Below are 16,179 nucleotides of genomic sequence, written 5' to 3' on the forward strand. Positions count from 1 at the left end.
TTTTTGCTGATATGGAAATTTTAACATTTTTCAGGTTGGGGTCAAACGTATCCACTCAAAATGTAAGACAGCTGCCTGGTTATAGGCAGCTGTCTGTTTATTTGTATAAAATGGAGGCTTTCGCCATAAAAAACCTGGCTGCAGGCCAAGTTTTTCTAATGGTATAATCAGTTTACATTCAGTTTGACATTTTTGGATTGCTTTTCTTCGAGATTCTTCTCGATTTCCTGCATGGCGCGCGGATCTCTTAAAAGTTCTTCCTTGTTTTTGTTGACAAGTTCATCAAAGGAAGGTAAATTTGGTCGCATGTCGTATGCTCCTTTCATGAAGTTTACGTTATCATTATATCAAAGTTATTAACTCACTTATCTAAATTGTTTGAACATTTTGTTAACATTTTTGATTTTTCTAATAATTGGAGGCCTTTTTTATGGAACATTTAGTGAACAAAAATATTAAAGACATCGAAATTTCCGGCATCCGCAAATTTTTTAACATGGTCAGTGACTATGAGGATGTCCTATCCCTATCAATCGGCCAGCCTGACTTCCACACCCCGGAGCACGTGAAACAGGCTGCCCATCAGGCAATCGACGCAAATTACACTACCTATACCCACAATGCCGGCATTTTAAAACTGCGGGAGGCAATCAGTGCTTCTGCCTCCCATAAATATAACCTGGACTATGACCCGGCAGAAGAAGTGATTGTGACGGTCGGGGCATCTCAGGGCATTGATATTACCTTAAGGACCTTGCTTTCCCCCGGAGATGAAGTTCTGTTGCCAGGACCGGTTTATCCGGGTTATGAACCTTTGATCCACTTGGCTGGCGGTGTTCCTGTCCATATTGATATAACAGGTAACGGGTTCAAAATGACAGCTGATTTAATCGAACAGGCAATGACCGACCGGACAAAGTGCATCATCCTTCCCTACCCGTCCAACCCGACCGGAGTGACGTTGACCAAACAAGAGCTGAAAGAAATCGCCACACTCATTGCTGGTAAAGACTTGATTGTACTTGCCGATGAGATCTACAGTGAGCTCGTTTATGAGCAGGAGCATGTATCCCTTGCTTCGTACCCTGAAGTAAGGGATCAGGTCATTGTCGTTAATGGGGTTTCCAAATCCCATGCGATGACCGGCTGGCGGATCGGCTATCTGCTGGGGCCGGCAGTATTGATGAAACACATATTAAAAGTACACCAGTACAACGTGTCATGTGCCACCTCCATCAGCCAGTATGCAGCACTGGAAGCGATTGAAAACGGAGCAGACGACCCGGCTGCCATGCGCGAAGAATATCGAAAACGTCGTGATTATGTGATGGAGCGGATGGATGAAATGGGGCTTGAATACATCCAGCCTGGCGGAGCCTTTTACATTTTTCCAAAACTTGCGAAAGGGGAACTGACTTCCTTTGAGCTTGGGCTTGAACTGGTACGTGAGGCAGGAGTTGCATTAGTGCCGGGGGATGCTTTTTCCAATTACGGTGAAGGATATATGCGGCTGTCTTACGCCTATGATATGGAGACGTTGGAGAAAGGAATGGATCGTCTGGCCGAATTTATGAAAAAGTAATTTTCACCTCTTTTGTGAGACAATTTCACGTTAAATGAGCACTATTTTGATTAAGATAGACAATAATAAGGGTAAGAGAGAAGCTCTTGAAATTATGAGAGACAAAATCGAAATTATGAGTGACACATTTGAAAATAAGAGTGAAATAAAATTCCTAATAGAGACAACATAAGAAATGAAAAGAAGTCAAATTAATAACACCGCTGGCAGCTTCCAGCGGTGTTTTGCTTACTTGTAAAAATTGTAGACAGCTTGTGTGCCATCGTCTTCATAACCTAGTTCAACGAGACGCTCATAAATGGACTCCGACAGCTTAAGACCCGGAAGTTCCAGTCCCATCCGGTCAGCTTCTTCGATGGCGATTCTCAGATCCTTCACAAAATGCTTAATATAAAAACCAGGAGCGAAATCGCCGCCGATCATTCGCGGAGCCAGGTTGCTTAACGACCAGCTGCCTGCTGCCCCTGTGGAAATGCTTTTCAGTACATTTTCCGGAGATAAGCCAGATTTCTCAGCATAGACGACCGCTTCTGCTACTCCTAACATATTAGAAGCAATCGCAATCTGGTTGCACATTTTTGTATGCTGACCAGCACCAGCCTGTCCCTGATAAACAATGTTGGTTCCCATCGCTTCGAAAATTGGTTTGACCGTTGCAAATGCTTTTTCAGAGCCGCCAACCATGATGGACAGCTTGCCTTCTCTTGCTCCTATATCCCCGCCGGACACCGGTGCATCTAATGCTTCTGCCCCCTTCTCACTGGCAGCCTTCGCTATTTTCTCAGCCAGGCTTGGGGTCGATGTTGTCATATCGATCAGGTGCATTCCCTCACGAACATGATCCAGCAAACCGTTTTCCTCGAAATAAACTTGTTCGACATCGTAAGGATAGCCTACGATCGTGATGATCGTATCACTTTTTTCTGCCAAATCCTCGATATTATCACACCACTCTGCCCCTGCTTCTATCAACGCTTCAGCTTTTGATTTCGTCCGTGTATGTATACAAACCTCATAACCTTTAGAAAGCAGCTGGCCGATCATACCTTTCCCCATGACTCCTGTACCGATAAAACCAATGTTCATGCAGCATTCCTCCTTTGCCCTTTCTATCATGATAGCAGATAGAGCATCAATCAAACCAGACATATCAATCATCATTATAAAAAGGCTCTCCCATTGCGATAAAGGACAGCCTTTTTATGTTTTTTTATATTTGTTTGTATAATCGTCATAGATGTTCAATAGTTCGTCCAGCTCCTGGCTGATACGGACCGATTCAGGGCTTGAGAAGCCTTTCACTAAGGCAACCCTGGTCATTTTGTTGCGTAGGCGTTCAATTCTCTCCAGAAGTTGTTCAGCCTGATTGAAATTGGACACAAGGTTACCTCCAATCCCTGCTTTTAAAGATAGTTTACCATAGCAGAAATGGATTGACACGTATCCGTTTCAGGCTAACTGATTTTTCTTTTCCGTCTCATATACTCGATGATAAGCGTATCTAAAACCTGGCTTTGCTTAATGGTATATAGACTATCCCTTCCATACTGATCAGCTAAGGACAACATCTTTTTTTGAGAATGGTTGATTTTTCCTTCCAATTCCACCAATGCGACTTCCTTTTCTGTTTGTTCCACGAAAATAAAACCTCCAGCTATTTTTTTCACCGAGATAAATTATGACCGATAAACAGAGGGTTGTAAATATAATCGCAAAACTAGACAAACATCGTCAAAATTAGTTGTTCTATTATGGTAAATATACTCGTATTTATACATTTTAACTCGGATAATTTTCCTCAGGCAGAAAATTCAATTATCATAGACAGAGATAATGGAAAATCGCAAGGTCTGCTCATGATGGCTGACAAATGTGTTAAAATAAGGATGGATGAAGCCGTGGTTTACACGTGCATCGCGGACAATCACGTCCCCCCTCTTCTTGATGTCCAAGAAGAGCTTATCACATTGGCTATCATTAGGAAGGGAAGATCAAGATTGTCAGAAGAAGCTAAAAACGAGTGGTGGGAATGGCTGAAAGCGATAATCATCGCTGTTCTCCTTGCTTTCTTATTACGCACTTTTTTCTTTGCCACCTCGATCGTCGAGGGTATAAGTATGAATCCAACGCTTGAGAGCGGCGAACGTGTCATGTTCAATAAAATCATCTATTACCTGGAAGAGCCTTCGTATGGCGAAATTGTCATTATTCATAGACCAGTTAAAAGTTATGTGAAACGCATCATCGCCTTGCCGAATGATATTGTCGAAGTACGCGATCACAAGCTTTATATCAATGGGCGAGAGCAAGATGAAAGCTACCTGGATAAAGATTCCATTCAAGAAACGACCAATTATGGGCCGGTTAAAGTACCGGAGGATCACTATTTTGTAATGGGGGACAACCGGTCGATCAGTAAAGATAGCCGTAACGGACTCGGCTTCATAGAGAAAAGTGAAATTATCGGACGCTCCGAACTTGTCATCTATCCTTTCAACGAATGGGGCATGACCCGATGAGGACGTTCCATCGTAAAAACCATCCTGTCTTTTAGGCAGGATGGTTTTATCGATTATGGATTCAATTTTTCTGGCAGTTGGTGTAAGGTCTCGATCATGATATCAAGTCTACCCTCCACTCGGTGAAGCAGATAAAAAGTCACCGCGATGGGGAAACCGACATCTGTGAGCAATGCTACCCAATGGTCCATCTCCTATCGTCCTCCTTTCCTAACTAGAAAGAGGCTGCCCTGCCGGACAACCTCTTTGGACTTACAATTGGATCTCTTCGACGTTACGTTCGACGATACGTGCTTCTTTTTTAGTAACGAGATCACCGCCGTTTGAATAAAAACAATTAGCAGCAATGATGGCATCCATCGCAGCATTGATCAATGCCGGGTCAGCCGGTTCGACTGGCTCATCCAGCGTGATGGTAACTGTCTTGTCTTCTTCGTTTTGAAATTTCAATTCAAGTTTCTTCATGATTCTCCTCCTCTCTTGTTAATGGAATTTGATTAAATGTTCATGATTTTGTTATCGTCTTTACGTTCGATCGCATAGAGTTCACGCTGCTGTAACGGCTCTAACGCTTTAGCTACCGTATACAACTGTTCTGCTGTTGCTTCTATTTTTACGTTGTTGAAGTTTTTGCTTTTGAAAATAAAATTTCCTCGGTCGTCCTGTCCGTTCTCCAGTACCATACGCAACAGAGAGCCTACTTTTTCACTTGTAACTGCCATGTCCCTCACCTCCTTTCAACTCTATAATCGAAAGGAGAATGAAAGTGGTGCTGGTCTAATTAAAAAACTTTACTCACAAGAACAATATTCACTTAAAAAGCCGAAAGTCGAAGACTTGATTTCGAGACGTTTTTTGGTCCGTTACCGAGTCAATAGTATAGACGGCTGGGAAATTGCGAGACTCCGATGGGAGAATAGTACATGGTGAGACCCCGCAGGGCTTTAGCCCGAGGAAGCTCACCGTACACCCATGGAAAGCGAGTGATTTCCCGGACCTCCAGAGGCTCTTGACCGTAACGGAAACAATTTACAAACAAAAAAGTAGTTCAGCTATGGGGTACAATGCTTGTTTGTACTCCAAAACTGAACTACTTTCGATTTCCTTGTGATGAATTAACCGTGATCAAAGATACAGTATCCGATGTTCAAAAGGATGATAAGTGCTGAAATAATAAAAAATGTTACCTCCCACATGTGCTTCACCTCCGAAACTGTAGAAAGGATCGTACAAATCCATTCTCTTTAACAGTGTGCTCATAAAATAAGTAATCAATCATTGCTCTTCATCAGAAGATATGTCTATTAAGATTTTACCTGCCTTTTCCTTTTAAATCAAGCAAATTCATGCGTCCACCCTTTCTCGTGTGTGCATCCGTTGCCAGCAATTCACAGGTTTGCCACAACTTTATTACCAAAATGTGAAATCCATCACAAAGTTTCCTCAAAATTGATAAAAGGTGATATGATGTAACTGTAAAAGATAACACCAACACAAATAGCCGGCTAAGGTGTTCTTCTTTTAGCTAATCATGTGAAATGTTGAACAAAACACTATTTAAGGAGTGGGAATCATGATTAATAACTTTTTAAGAGAAAACAATGTTGCGGCAGCTATTCTTACGGTGATTCGGGTCTATCTAGGTTATGCCTGGCTGACTGCAGGCTGGGGAAAATTGACTGGAGGCGGTTTCGATTCTGCCGGTTTCATCCAAGGGGCAATTGGCAAAGCAAGCGGTGAACACCCTGCTGTTCAAGCCTGGTGGGCCAGCTTCCTGGAAGGTGTAGCACTTCCTAACGCAGAAATCTTTACGTTCCTTGTCATGTGGGGTGAAGTATTAGTAGGTATCGCACTTATTCTAGGAATTTTCACTAACTTTGCAGCAATCATGGGATTAGCAATGAACTTCGCCTTCTTGTTCAGTGGAACAGTAAGCACGAACGCTCAAATGGTTTTATTGACAGTATTCATTGCAGCAGCTGGATACAACGCTGGCAAGATTGGTTTAGATCGCTGGGTCATCCCTTACATCCGCCAATATACTACTAAAAAAGAAGCCAAAACAGCTCCGGCAGCTTAACTAATGCAACAGCTTATTAATACCACAAGCCGTTCACTTCCACCATAACAGGCGATTCTCGCAAAAGAGAATCGCCTGTTTGTTATTTATCCTTTATCGTCACAAGCATCATCCGACGGTATCCGAAGATAAGAAAAGAAGTATGATCAGATTCCGTCACGTAATGAAAGTAGTCCAGCAATCGCCCTCGTTGATCATAATAATCGATCACTATGTCCACGGGGACGTATAAGGTAATAGCTTCCGTCGATTCGCCTTGGTTTATAGGAGGAAAGGCATCACCGTAGCGCGCTTTTGCATTCAGCTTAGAATAACGGGGGTTCGCATGGATCAAGCGCAGTATAGCTTCTCCTGTTGGAGGCCGTTCGATTGGATAGGTCTCCACGCGGGCTCCTCCAGGATATTCAATAAGGCAATAAATATGGGTGGCAGAAACGTTTGACTTCTCTTTGCCAAAGCGAAATGTTGAAATCACTTGGGTCCAATGTCCTGCCGACAGCTCATGATTACGGCCATCCACTTCCACTGAGACAGTTCTTTTACCGGCATTTATCAGGACAGACCCCTCCGTCAATTTGATTGTTGCAGCTGCCTTTTTCATTGCTCCCCTCCTTCCCTGTTCGTTAATATATATTTTTATTTTCCTTTCATCATGTTAGAAAAACCTGGCAAACATTCTAAGTATTTATGGTGAAGGACTTTATATTTTTTCATAAAAAAGTACGCTTGGAAAGTGAAATCCAAGCGTTTTGTTTGTTCTGTATTTGATTTTTTCTACGAAACCAGTCCTAAGAAGTAAAGCTTTTATAGGTATTCGCATTCATGTTTTGCTTTGAGACGATTCCAGCGTTTATCAACTTCTATTTCAAATGCGCGATACAGCTGTTCATTTTCCGGTTTCAGCATATGCTTCGCCTTACCGAGATACTTCAGCCATTCACTGACAGGTTCCCGCTTGTTTTTGGCTTCTGGATTATAAGTGATAGTCGTCTTCCCTTTTTCTACTTCATATAACGGGAAGAAACAGGAATCAACGGCCGCCTTGATGATCGTCTGACCATACCGCTCTTCACTTTTCCAGTTCAACGGACAGGTAATCAAAAGCTTTCCATAAACCAATCCTTCATTTTTGGCGTACCATTGGGCTTTTGCTGCTTTTTTGATTAAATCCTGAGGATATGCTTCTGTTCCTGTGAAAACGTATGGAATATTTGTTGCCGCCATGATTTGGGGCGTGTCTTTATGATGGAACGATTTCCCCGTTTGGTTCTTGCCGACATTCGAAGTGGAAGTCATATGACCGATTGGAGTCGAATAAGACTGTTGCGACCCGGTATTCATATAACCTTCGTTATCATATTCCACGATGATCATTCCATGGTTTCGCAACGAAGTCCCAATGGCAGAACCCATCCCGATATCCATCCCGCCGTCACCGGTTACCATGACGAATGTGAAATCATCACCGATTTCAACTTCGCCCCGGCGTTTCATTTCATAAAAGGCTTCCACTGTCCCGGATAAGGTGGCTGCCCCATTCTGAAACAGGTTATGAATGAACGTCTGCTTATGGGATGTATGTGGATAAGCTGCACTGACGACGTAGCCGCATCCTGTCTGGAATAAAACCACGACGTCCCCTTCAATTCCTTTGAAAAATAATTCAAGCCCAGGGAAGATCCCACAGCCTGGGCAAGCGCCATGCCCTGAGGCTATCCGCTTCGGTTTACTCATCAGCTGACGGAGCGGCGGAACTTTCACTTTCAATTGATCAGTCTCCACGTCATGCGTGACTTTGATCAGTCCGGTATCATAAGAACCTGTCTGCGGCTCGATAACCGGGAGCAGCCGTTGTTTCTTATCACCAGCATGAATGCCATGATAATCAAACCGCTTCGCAGCAACAGAGGTTTCTGCCGCTTCTAATGCTTCATCGAAAAACACCTCTGCGTCTTGTTCATAAAAATCTTTTCCACCGACACCAAAGACACGGCTTAACACCACCGGTTGTGCTCCTGATAGCTCCTGGAGAGCTGATTTGATTTCCAGTGTCATATTGGCTCCATTAGCGCCATAACTATCTGCCCGTTCTCCAACGAGGACAGCTTTGACGTTTTTTAATGCCTCTTTCATTGCTTCTTTTGGAAATGGCCGAATCATGTTCGGTGTGATGACACCGACTTTTTTTCCTTGTTTCCGATAGCGGTCGACGACATCTTTCGCGGTCTCAGCCGCTGAGTTGATTAAAAATACTGCGGCTTCTGCGTCTTCCATGGCATAGGTTTCAATTGTCGGATAGGACCTCCCTGACAATTTTTCATATTCTTCCTGGATTTCTTCAAATACCTTGTCTGCATGGTACATCGCCTGGGACTGCTGGTAATTATTATGGATCAAATCGTCGCCATTCATATGGGCCCCGATGGTTACCGGGTTATTTTTATCAATAGCATTCGGGAAATCTGCCGGCCGTTCGCCAACAAATTCAGTCACTACTTCTCTATCTTTAAACGATAGGACTTTTCTTTTTTGATGGGAGGTAAAAAACCCGTCATAAGCGACAATGACCGGAAGACGGACGTCTCTGTGCTCTGCCACTTTCAATGCCATGATGTTCAAGTCGTAGACTGCCTGTGGTGTATTAGCAGTTAATATGACCCATCCGGTATTGAGAGCAAAATATAAATCCGAATGGTCCCCTCGAATATCAAGCGGGCCGCTCACGGCTCTCGTGACGAGATTCAACACCATCGGAAACCTGGTGCCTGACTGTACCGGTAACTGCTCCAGCATGAACAGGAAACCATTCGCACTTGTCGCGTTGAAGACCCGCGCTCCACTGACAGAGGCACCATAACAGATGCCTGCGGATCCATGTTCCCCATCAGCCGGAATCAGCTTGATATCATGCTCCCCTTTTGCCTTCATCTGATCCAGATACTGGGCAATTTCAGTTGATGGAGTGATTGGAAAATAACCCATAATATGGTAGTTGATTTGCGCAGCAGCTTTTGCCGCCATTTCATTGCCGGATTCAAAACTTACCTGCTGATTGACAGGTGCCTGCAATTTCTCCTGTTCTGTTATGACGTGGTTCATTTCATCACTCCTTCTGCATAAGCGAAAGGTTGTTTAACGCGATTCTCATCGCTAAAACCAAGCGTTTCACGGATTTCGGTTAAAGCGGAAGTCGGACAGACTTCAACACATTTCAAGCAGCCCTTGCAATAGTTATAGTCAATACCTTGAAGAAACATCTGCTTCCGTCCCCGTTTGTCTTCCCCTTCCTCCCATACAAAACAAAAATCCGGGCATACTGTATCGCAATGGGTACAATTGATGCATTTCTCTTGTTCGAAAGCTGGAAGAAATCCCTGTCTCGAACCGCTCAAGTCTTTTTCAATACTGTTAGCCTGGGCACTGATGATGCCGCCGATTTCCTGGGTTTCATATCCCAGGCGCGGCAGTTTCCGCTCGAACTGTTTTTGTACGGCGTTAAGCGTTTCGAAACTTTGAAACTGTACTTCTTCATAACCCCGGTTGAATGTACGAAGATTAGCTTCGACGAGGTGTGGATATTTTTTTTCGAACGTCTGGCGGATAACATCCCGCATATTATCGGCATCTAAAAAACCAAGTACGCGATAAAGTGCACCTAGCATAGCGGTATTTAGACGAGAGTTCTCTTCTACAGCAATGTTCATCGCATCGACCACCGCTAACGTTCCGTGATCAAGCTCGAGCTCTTCTTTCACTTCTTCCATGGAGCGTTCGCTGTTGACCAGCACGATGCCATCCGGCTGCAAGCCCCTTGTCACATCGATCGTTTTGTACAACGCTTCATGAAAAACTCCGATAACATGAGGCTCTTCAATCGGAGAATGGGCACGGATTTCCACCTCTGGCTCACAAAAACGAATGAATGCTTTGACCGGTGTCCCCTTTTTTTCTGAACCATAGGATGAAAAATTAGAGCCATTCAATCCATGCCCTAACACACCGGATTCTGCCAGCATTTTCCCGGCAAGATTGGCGCCAAGACCACCGATCGATTCCAGGCGTATTTCAAAAAAACCGAGTGGATTGGTTTTCGGTAAAATAGACATAAGATCCCCCTTACTTTTTTAAATTTCGTATGAAGTGACGCGTAGGCTGATTCTACATCCATTATAAAAACGGTTGCAGCTTTTGTATGTGACAAAGGTCATAACTGTATTATTTTTTTATAAGAAATCATGAAACACATTTATAAAACAGGACTAAACTTCAATCTATAACACAGAGACAGAAACTCTTTTGATATACAACAGAAATTAGAAGTGTGCATGCAGGAGGAAATTACAGGAGTATTTTTTCATAATCTGCCCGCTGATGGAGATGATAGAAATAAGGAGGGATGTCTGATGCGTGAAGAAAATATCGAACAGCAAATGGATGAATTCACTTCGTTTCCACATCAAATTAATGCACCGAATGTCGATAAGAAAAAAAGGAAAGCTCCATTTGTGAACCCATATGGGGTGACGATCGGAGACAGTTACTATGATTCCATGAATTCACCGCTCAATCATTGGAGCGAGGAAATCGATCCAGCTGTCATGTCTGGTGATGAATGGGTACATGAGACCAATGATATCGGTTGGAATACGTCGCATAACCGCAAACTCATGGAAGAAAATTATTATGCCAAGCGAAAAAACTTCTCTCACCCTACGCATGATGCCTCTTATCAGACCGACTGAATCGAGATAAATGACCGATATCTGGGTAAATGACCATACGCGAAACTCCCGGTTGCATATAGTATCAGTGTACCAATCGAGGAGGTGAGCTTTTCATGTACCATTGTTACCCATACGGACGCCGAGGTGGTTATGGCAACAACTTCGCGTTGATTGTAGTGTTGTTTATTTTGCTCATCATTGTAGGAGCAGCATTCTACTGCTAATAGCAGCTGAGAAAGCACAAAAAGCGCACTCCTGGTGTCAGGAGGCGCTTTTTTTGTGCTTTTTACATTTCCTTTTAACCGATAATGATGCGTTCTTTAGGATAATGATAGTTGCCTGTTTTCTTCTTCTCCTGTTTTAAAGTAAACAAGAAGGTCAGTATCCCAATTCTTCCGATGAACATCAGCATCATTAATACAAATTTTGCAAAAGTGGATAACCCCGGCGTAATACCGGTGGACAAGCCAACGGTTCCAAAAGCGGAAGTCACTTCAAACAGGATATCTCCAAGGCTGAACGGTTCCGTAATAGTCAATGCCACCACCGCGGCAAAACAAATGATTACCGCCATGATGGTAACAACAACTGCCTTGATCAAATCTTCGTCATGAATCTCTCTGCGAAACACTCGAACGCGTGTCTGCCCTCTGGCATAAGTAAGCATAAAAATGACCAGGAGTGCGAAGGTCGTCGTCCGAATCCCGCCTCCGACACTACTTGGAGAAGCCCCGATGAACATCAGGGAAGACAGGAACAATTTTGTTTGTTCTGTCAGTAAGCTTACATCCATCGTCGACAAACCGCCACTACGGGTGGTCACGGATTGGAATAAGGCATAGAACAAAATTTCATGCCAGTTTTTATCGCTGAAGAAATGATTCATTTCAAACAGGATGATAAATGCCATTCCAACGATAACCAACATTAAGAAAGTGAAAGAGGTCAGTTTCGCAAACAAAGAAAACTTTTTAGCGTCCAGGCCCTTGGAATTATTGAATAAGTATTCCTTGACTTCAATAAGAACCGGGAAACCAATAGCACCGGCAACAATCAGCAGCATATTAATGAACTGGACAAAATAATCATCGGCAAACGGGATTAGTGATGCACCGGTTATATCGAATCCCCCGTTGGTCATGGCACTGATCGAACCGAAAAAGCCTTGCAGGTATGCCTCTTTCGGAGGATAATATTGTAAAAAATAAGTACCAAGTGTAAGAAAGCCGATAAACTCAATCAACAAAACAACCAGGAAAATCTGCCTGATTAGCCGGACCACACCCTGGAAGGACGTCTGATTCTGGTCGGTCATGATCAGCCGTCGCTCCTTGAGTCCGATCTTTTTCCCCAGCAGCATCCAAATAGCTGTCCCGATACTCATCACACCGATCCCGCCAAGCTGAAGCACAAATGCGAGCATAATAATTCCAGTGGTACTGAACGTGTCGGCTACAGTTATGACGCTTAATCCAGTCACACTGACAGCACTGACAGCGGTAAATAATATATCAATGAACGATAATTCCACTCCCGGCTGATGTGCAACCGGAAGGGCCAATAATATCGATGAAATTGTTACTGCAAATAAATAGAATAAAGCGATCAGTTTAAATGGTGATAGATTGTTGATCGATCGCAAATTCCTTCTGCTCTTCAATGCCATAAACTTTCTCCTTTTCAGACATACTGCGACATTCCCTGCGAGAATCTTCTACCCATTATAGCAGTGTGCTTGGTAAATTTCCTAGAAAATCATAAAAAATTATCGTTTGAACTACAATTTCCTGCCATATTCCATGTAGAATAGAGTTAGTACGATCAAAATTTACAGGTACATAGTTAAATGACAGCGGTAAAGGGATGGAAAACTTTCCCCTACAGAAAAGAATGAAAGGGTTTTCTATTATGTTAAACGATAAAGTGAAACATGAGCTGATTACGATTGTCGGAGCAGCTAATGTCCAGGATAGCAAAGCCAGCCTGCTAGTATATTCGTACGATGCAACGCCGCAGTTCCAATCCATGCCGGATGCAGTGGTAGCACCACGAAATACCAATGAAGTAGCGGAAGTTCTAAAATTGTGCAATGAGCATCAAATCCCGGTCGTTCCACGGGGGTCCGGAACGAACCTTTCGGCAGGTACGACTCCTTTGGAAGGTGGTATCGTGCTCTTATTCAAACACATGCAGGAAATCGTCGAGATTGATGAAGAAAACTTGACGGTAACGGTTCAGCCTGGCTTGATCACACTTGATTTGATCAATGCAGTGGAAGCAAAGGGTTTATTTTACCCGCCTGACCCGTCTTCGATGAAAATATCGACGATGGGCGGCAACTTGAATGAAAATTCCGGCGGGCTCCGTGGTTTGAAGTACGGAGTGACGAGGGATTATGTGATGGGACTCGAAGTGGTGTTGCCTAACGGAGATATCATCCGCACCGGCGGCAAGCTCGCCAAGGATGTCGCTGGATACGATTTGACACGCTTGTTTGTCGGGTCGGAAGGTACACTTGGGGTGATCACAGAAGCGACGCTGAAATTGGTTCCGATGCCGGAATCAAAAAAGACGATGCTGGCTTTATATGAAGATATTGAAGCAGCGGCTGAGGCCGTTTCCAGCATCATCTCCCACCGGATTATACCGACGACATTGGAATTCCTCGACCAGCCGACGTTGAAGGTAGTGGAAGAATATGCACAAATCGGTCTTCCGACAGATGTTGAAGCAGTACTGCTGATTGAACAGGACGGACCTCAAGAGGTGGTCGACCGTGATATCGAGAAGATTGCCGCCCTGTGCCGCGACAACCAGGCTATCCGCGTCGATGTGGCGAAGTCTGAATTGGAAGCCGATACGCTTCGTACCGCAAGGAGAACGGCGCTTTCAGCCCTGGCAAGGTTAAAGCCGACGACGATTTTAGAAGATGCTACCGTTCCGCGGTCAAAAATAGCGGAAATGGTCCGGGCTATCAATGACATTGCCCGAGAATACAAGGTGGACATATGTACATTCGGTCATGCCGGTGATGGAAACCTCCACCCTACCTGTCTGACAGATGTACGCAATAAAGAAGAAATCCACCGGGTTGAACAGGCTTTTGAAGCCATTTTTCATCATGCGGTCGAACTCGGAGGAACTATTACCGGGGAGCATGGCGTCGGTGCCATGAAATCTCCTTATCTCCACCTGAAACTGGGAGAGGAGGGAATAGCTGCGATGAAAGGAATTAAGCAGGCGTTCGATCCCAACAATGTCATGAACCCTGGTAAAGTGTTTGCCAAATCGGAACGGAAACGGGTGGTGGTTCACGCATGATTACCGAACAAGAAAGACAGCGGATCCAGACAGAATTTCAGGAGAAGATGGATTACGATGAACTGCTTAACTGCATGCGCTGCGGATTTTGCCTTCCGAGCTGTCCGACCTATATCGAAAGCGACTATGATGAAGCCCACTCTCCACGCGGGAGAATTGCCTTAATGAAGGCGGTCGTCGACGGGGATATTGAGCCGGACGAAGACGTAAAGCGCTCCCTTGACATGTGTCTTGGCTGCCGGGCGTGTGAGCCGGTATGTCCATCGGGGGTCAATTATGGCCACCTGCTTGAACAGGCACGGGACATCATCTACCAGAATCACGAGTTGTCAGCGACCACAAAGGCCATCCGTAATATCGCCTTCAAAGGTTTGTTTCCGAACCAGGGACGGATGCGGACGGTGACGGGGCTGTTAGGCTTTTACCAGCGAAGCGGTTTACAAAAAGCCGCCCGTCGTACCGGGATTATGAAAATTCTCCCCGATAACCTGGCGGCGATGGAAAAAGTACTCCCGGAAGTACCTTCCCTGAAACAATTGAAAAATCGTCCCGATTATTTGCCTTCCCTGGTCCCGCAAAAGAAAAAGGTTGCCTTTTTTTCCGGCTGCCTCATGGACTCGATGTTCATGGCAACCAATGATGCCACGATGAAATTGCTTCAGCATGCCGGAAGCGAGATTGTCATCCCTGACAGTCAGGCTTGCTGTGGGGCACTTCATGGACATAGCGGGGAAAAGCAGCAGGCCAAAGCGCTTGCCAAGCGGAATATTATTGCTTTTGAAGATACTGGCGCCGACTATATCATTACCAATGCCGGCGGCTGCGGGGCGTTTTTGCATGACTATGACCATCTGCTGAAAGATGAACCGGATTGGGCCGAGCGGGGAAGAGACTTCGCTGCAAAAATTAAAGATATCTCCAGTATTCTGGTCGAGCTTGGGTTCGATGAACTTCCCTTACAGTTGCCCGATCAGATTGTCACCTATCAGGATTCCTGTCATTTGAAAAATGTCCAGAAAACATTCCTCGAGCCCCGTCAGCTGCTCCAGGCGATTGATGGTGTTCAGTACGTAGAGATGAAAGACGCCGACCGTTGCTGTGGTTCTGCCGGAATTTATAATATTGTAGAATCAGAAATGTCGATGCAGATTCTTGATTATAAAATGAAACAGGTGGAAACAACGCACGCAAAAACGATTGTCACCGCTAATCCCGGATGCCTATTGCAAATGAAGCTCGGAATCGAACGAGAAGGATTATCGGACACAATTCGGGCGATTCATATTGTCGATTTACTACTGGAAGCGTACGAATACGCACGTCAGCCTGTTGGTTCCTAAACACAAACATTAAACTGGGGTAATTAGCCTTCCGAAAGCAAAAAATATCGGCCGATCCTTACAAAGGATACGGCCGATAACTCATTTTTTATTATTGTTACTGCCGCGTTTTTTAAACTCTTCCAGCAGCTCTTCTCCCTGGTAGCCTTCTTCAATCAAAAGCTTCAATGTTTTTTCAATTTGATCCTGTCTTCGATCGACGATGGTCCCCATGAACAGGACGTTCATATTATCACTGATAATATTCGTGTCGATTGCCTTTACTAAAAAGGTTGCCGGCTGATTGCTTTCTTTCGTAATTTTCACCTGGACCAGCAGTTCTTCTTCACTTTCTACGTATTCTTCGAAAAACGATTGATAGCTTTGATCCACATAGGCTTCAATCACCCATCGGCCTTTATCGTCTTCCCGGTTGATGATTAGTCCGTCGATGAGTTTAATGCGGCGCTGGGTAATGTCTTCCGCTTTTTCTTCTACTAGATCGAGGGAAACAAGCTTGAACGTTTTCATCCCATCCACTCCCACTTTATGTATCTGATTTCATTATAGATGAGCCAGCCTTATTCGGCAAAAAGTTTCTATTTTACTTCTCTGACAGTCGGCAGCTTCCGTA

At 44.4% G+C, this 16,179-nt stretch carries 19 protein-coding genes; 7 read left to right on the forward strand and 12 right to left on the reverse strand.

The window, feature by feature from the left end; genetic code table 11:
- Nucleotides 1-167: 167 nt before the first annotated feature.
- A complete protein-coding gene (locus ACGTNI_RS07860; RefSeq protein ID WP_139823822.1) occupies nt 168-308 on the reverse strand; it encodes an FbpB family small basic protein in 141 nt (46 codons plus the stop codon).
- Between the two features lie 122 nt (nt 309-430).
- On the opposite strand from ACGTNI_RS07860, the gene ACGTNI_RS07865 reads away from it, so the two are divergent.
- Nucleotides 431-1,582, forward strand: coding sequence for an aminotransferase A (locus ACGTNI_RS07865; protein ID WP_394461334.1), 1,152 nt, complete (start codon nt 431-433; stop codon nt 1,580-1,582).
- A gap of 228 nt (nt 1,583-1,810) precedes the next feature.
- Here the strand turns inward: ACGTNI_RS07865 and ACGTNI_RS07870 are convergent, their stop codons facing one another.
- The 3 genes from ACGTNI_RS07870 to ACGTNI_RS07880 all read right to left on the reverse strand — a co-directional run bounded on the left by ACGTNI_RS07870 (nt 1,811) and on the right by ACGTNI_RS07880 (nt 3,219).
- Entirely contained in the window at nt 1,811-2,668 is an 858-nt protein-coding gene (locus ACGTNI_RS07870) for an NAD(P)-dependent oxidoreductase (RefSeq protein ID WP_085507871.1), read from the reverse strand.
- Between the two features lie 114 nt (nt 2,669-2,782).
- The gene (locus ACGTNI_RS07875; RefSeq protein ID WP_394461336.1) at nt 2,783-2,962 is read right to left on the reverse strand and encodes a Spo0E family sporulation regulatory protein-aspartic acid phosphatase; all 180 of its coding nucleotides are present in this window, start codon (nt 2,960-2,962) and stop codon (nt 2,783-2,785) included.
- A gap of 74 nt (nt 2,963-3,036) precedes the next feature.
- Complete coding sequence (locus ACGTNI_RS07880) at nt 3,037-3,219, reverse strand: aspartyl-phosphate phosphatase Spo0E family protein (RefSeq protein WP_394461339.1); 183 nt, start codon at nt 3,217-3,219, stop codon at nt 3,037-3,039.
- Between the two features lie 360 nt (nt 3,220-3,579).
- On the opposite strand from ACGTNI_RS07880, the gene lepB reads away from it, so the two are divergent.
- Nucleotides 3,580-4,101 (forward strand): signal peptidase I, encoded by a 522-nt coding sequence (lepB, locus tag ACGTNI_RS07885; RefSeq protein WP_085507869.1) that lies wholly within the window; start codon nt 3,580-3,582, stop codon nt 4,099-4,101.
- 53 nt (nt 4,102-4,154) lie between these two features.
- Here the strand turns inward: lepB and ACGTNI_RS07890 are convergent, their stop codons facing one another.
- From ACGTNI_RS07890 to ACGTNI_RS07900, 3 genes are all read right to left on the reverse strand, one after another.
- Nucleotides 4,155-4,292: a YvrJ family protein gene (locus ACGTNI_RS07890; RefSeq protein WP_085507868.1), complete on the reverse strand. Its 138-nt coding sequence runs from the start codon at nt 4,290-4,292 to the stop codon at nt 4,155-4,157.
- A gap of 61 nt (nt 4,293-4,353) precedes the next feature.
- Nucleotides 4,354-4,566, reverse strand: coding sequence for a DUF2922 domain-containing protein (locus tag ACGTNI_RS07895; RefSeq protein WP_062445525.1), 213 nt, complete (start codon nt 4,564-4,566; stop codon nt 4,354-4,356).
- 32 nt (nt 4,567-4,598) lie between these two features.
- Nucleotides 4,599-4,823 (reverse strand): DUF1659 domain-containing protein, encoded by a 225-nt coding sequence (locus tag ACGTNI_RS07900; RefSeq protein WP_394461343.1) that lies wholly within the window; start codon nt 4,821-4,823, stop codon nt 4,599-4,601.
- Between the two features lie 851 nt (nt 4,824-5,674).
- On the opposite strand from ACGTNI_RS07900, the gene ACGTNI_RS07905 reads away from it, so the two are divergent.
- On the forward strand, nt 5,675-6,181 hold the full coding sequence (locus ACGTNI_RS07905) for a DoxX family protein (RefSeq protein WP_085507865.1): 507 nt from the start codon (nt 5,675-5,677) through the stop codon (nt 6,179-6,181).
- Between the two features lie 82 nt (nt 6,182-6,263).
- Here ACGTNI_RS07905 and ACGTNI_RS07910 read toward each other — a convergent pair whose 3' ends face one another.
- The 3 genes from ACGTNI_RS07910 to ACGTNI_RS07920 all read right to left on the reverse strand — a co-directional run bounded on the left by ACGTNI_RS07910 (nt 6,264) and on the right by ACGTNI_RS07920 (nt 10,287).
- Entirely contained in the window at nt 6,264-6,782 is a 519-nt protein-coding gene (locus ACGTNI_RS07910; protein ID WP_394461346.1) for a hypothetical protein, read from the reverse strand.
- 203 nt (nt 6,783-6,985) lie between these two features.
- Nucleotides 6,986-9,280, reverse strand: coding sequence for a thiamine pyrophosphate-dependent enzyme (locus ACGTNI_RS07915; RefSeq protein WP_394461348.1), 2,295 nt, complete (start codon nt 9,278-9,280; stop codon nt 6,986-6,988).
- Complete coding sequence (locus ACGTNI_RS07920; protein ID WP_394461350.1) at nt 9,277-10,287, reverse strand: 2-oxoacid:acceptor oxidoreductase family protein; 1,011 nt, start codon at nt 10,285-10,287, stop codon at nt 9,277-9,279. The genes ACGTNI_RS07915 and ACGTNI_RS07920 overlap by 4 nt, the downstream gene beginning before the upstream one ends.
- 297 nt (nt 10,288-10,584) lie before the next feature.
- On the opposite strand from ACGTNI_RS07920, the gene ACGTNI_RS07925 reads away from it, so the two are divergent.
- Nucleotides 10,585-10,923 (forward strand): DUF3905 domain-containing protein, encoded by a 339-nt coding sequence (locus ACGTNI_RS07925; RefSeq protein WP_085507859.1) that lies wholly within the window; start codon nt 10,585-10,587, stop codon nt 10,921-10,923.
- Nucleotides 10,924-11,018: 95 nt separating this feature from the next.
- Nucleotides 11,019-11,129: a YjcZ family sporulation protein gene (locus ACGTNI_RS07930; protein WP_085507857.1), complete on the forward strand. Its 111-nt coding sequence runs from the start codon at nt 11,019-11,021 to the stop codon at nt 11,127-11,129.
- A gap of 74 nt (nt 11,130-11,203) precedes the next feature.
- Here ACGTNI_RS07930 and ACGTNI_RS07935 read toward each other — a convergent pair whose 3' ends face one another.
- Nucleotides 11,204-12,571, reverse strand: coding sequence for a TrkH family potassium uptake protein (locus ACGTNI_RS07935; RefSeq protein WP_394461352.1), 1,368 nt, complete (start codon nt 12,569-12,571; stop codon nt 11,204-11,206).
- A 242-nt stretch (nt 12,572-12,813) separates the two neighbouring features.
- Here ACGTNI_RS07935 and glcD point away from each other — a divergent pair, with 242 nt between their 5' ends.
- On the forward strand, nt 12,814-14,226 hold the full coding sequence (gene glcD / locus ACGTNI_RS07940; protein WP_394461354.1) for a glycolate oxidase subunit GlcD: 1,413 nt from the start codon (nt 12,814-12,816) through the stop codon (nt 14,224-14,226).
- The gene (locus tag ACGTNI_RS07945; protein WP_394461356.1) at nt 14,223-15,566 is read left to right on the forward strand and encodes a (Fe-S)-binding protein; all 1,344 of its coding nucleotides are present in this window, start codon (nt 14,223-14,225) and stop codon (nt 15,564-15,566) included. Before glcD ends, ACGTNI_RS07945 begins: the two co-directional genes overlap by 4 nt.
- 81 nt (nt 15,567-15,647) lie before the next feature.
- On the opposite strand, the gene ACGTNI_RS07950 is transcribed toward ACGTNI_RS07945, so the two are convergent.
- On the reverse strand, nt 15,648-16,076 hold the full coding sequence (locus ACGTNI_RS07950; RefSeq protein WP_394461358.1) for a YwpF-like family protein: 429 nt from the start codon (nt 16,074-16,076) through the stop codon (nt 15,648-15,650).
- Nucleotides 16,077-16,179: the final 103 nt, after the last annotated feature.

It is taken from the genome of Thalassobacillus sp. B23F22_16 (assembly GCF_043496955.1).
Lineage (GTDB): Bacteria > Bacillota > Bacilli > Bacillales > Halobacillaceae > Thalassobacillus > Thalassobacillus devorans_A.

What these genes read in the sequence shown, in the direction of transcription:
- ACGTNI_RS07860 (WP_139823822.1), bottom strand. Translation starts at nt 308, where the DNA reads ATGCGACCAAATTTACCTTCCTTTGATGAACTTGTCAACAAAAACAAG.
- ACGTNI_RS07865 (WP_394461334.1), top strand. Translation starts at nt 431, where the DNA reads ATGGAACATTTAGTGAACAAAAATATTAAAGACATCGAAATTTCCGGC.
- ACGTNI_RS07870 (WP_085507871.1), bottom strand. Translation starts at nt 2,668, where the DNA reads ATGAACATTGGTTTTATCGGTACAGGAGTCATGGGGAAAGGTATGATC.
- ACGTNI_RS07890 (WP_085507868.1), bottom strand. Translation starts at nt 4,292, where the DNA reads ATGGACCATTGGGTAGCATTGCTCACAGATGTCGGTTTCCCCATCGCG.
- ACGTNI_RS07895 (WP_062445525.1), bottom strand. Translation starts at nt 4,566, where the DNA reads ATGAAGAAACTTGAATTGAAATTTCAAAACGAAGAAGACAAGACAGTT.
- ACGTNI_RS07900 (WP_394461343.1), bottom strand. Translation starts at nt 4,823, where the DNA reads ATGGCAGTTACAAGTGAAAAAGTAGGCTCTCTGTTGCGTATGGTACTG.
- ACGTNI_RS07905 (WP_085507865.1), top strand. Translation starts at nt 5,675, where the DNA reads ATGATTAATAACTTTTTAAGAGAAAACAATGTTGCGGCAGCTATTCTT.
- ACGTNI_RS07910 (WP_394461346.1), bottom strand. Translation starts at nt 6,782, where the DNA reads ATGAAAAAGGCAGCTGCAACAATCAAATTGACGGAGGGGTCTGTCCTG.
- ACGTNI_RS07915 (WP_394461348.1), bottom strand. Translation starts at nt 9,280, where the DNA reads ATGAACCACGTCATAACAGAACAGGAGAAATTGCAGGCACCTGTCAAT.
- ACGTNI_RS07920 (WP_394461350.1), bottom strand. Translation starts at nt 10,287, where the DNA reads ATGTCTATTTTACCGAAAACCAATCCACTCGGTTTTTTTGAAATACGC.
- ACGTNI_RS07925 (WP_085507859.1), top strand. Translation starts at nt 10,585, where the DNA reads ATGCGTGAAGAAAATATCGAACAGCAAATGGATGAATTCACTTCGTTT.
- ACGTNI_RS07930 (WP_085507857.1), top strand. Translation starts at nt 11,019, where the DNA reads ATGTACCATTGTTACCCATACGGACGCCGAGGTGGTTATGGCAACAAC.
- ACGTNI_RS07935 (WP_394461352.1), bottom strand. Translation starts at nt 12,571, where the DNA reads ATGGCATTGAAGAGCAGAAGGAATTTGCGATCGATCAACAATCTATCA.
- glcD (WP_394461354.1), top strand. Translation starts at nt 12,814, where the DNA reads ATGTTAAACGATAAAGTGAAACATGAGCTGATTACGATTGTCGGAGCA.
- ACGTNI_RS07945 (WP_394461356.1), top strand. Translation starts at nt 14,223, where the DNA reads ATGATTACCGAACAAGAAAGACAGCGGATCCAGACAGAATTTCAGGAG.
- ACGTNI_RS07950 (WP_394461358.1), bottom strand. Translation starts at nt 16,076, where the DNA reads ATGAAAACGTTCAAGCTTGTTTCCCTCGATCTAGTAGAAGAAAAAGCG.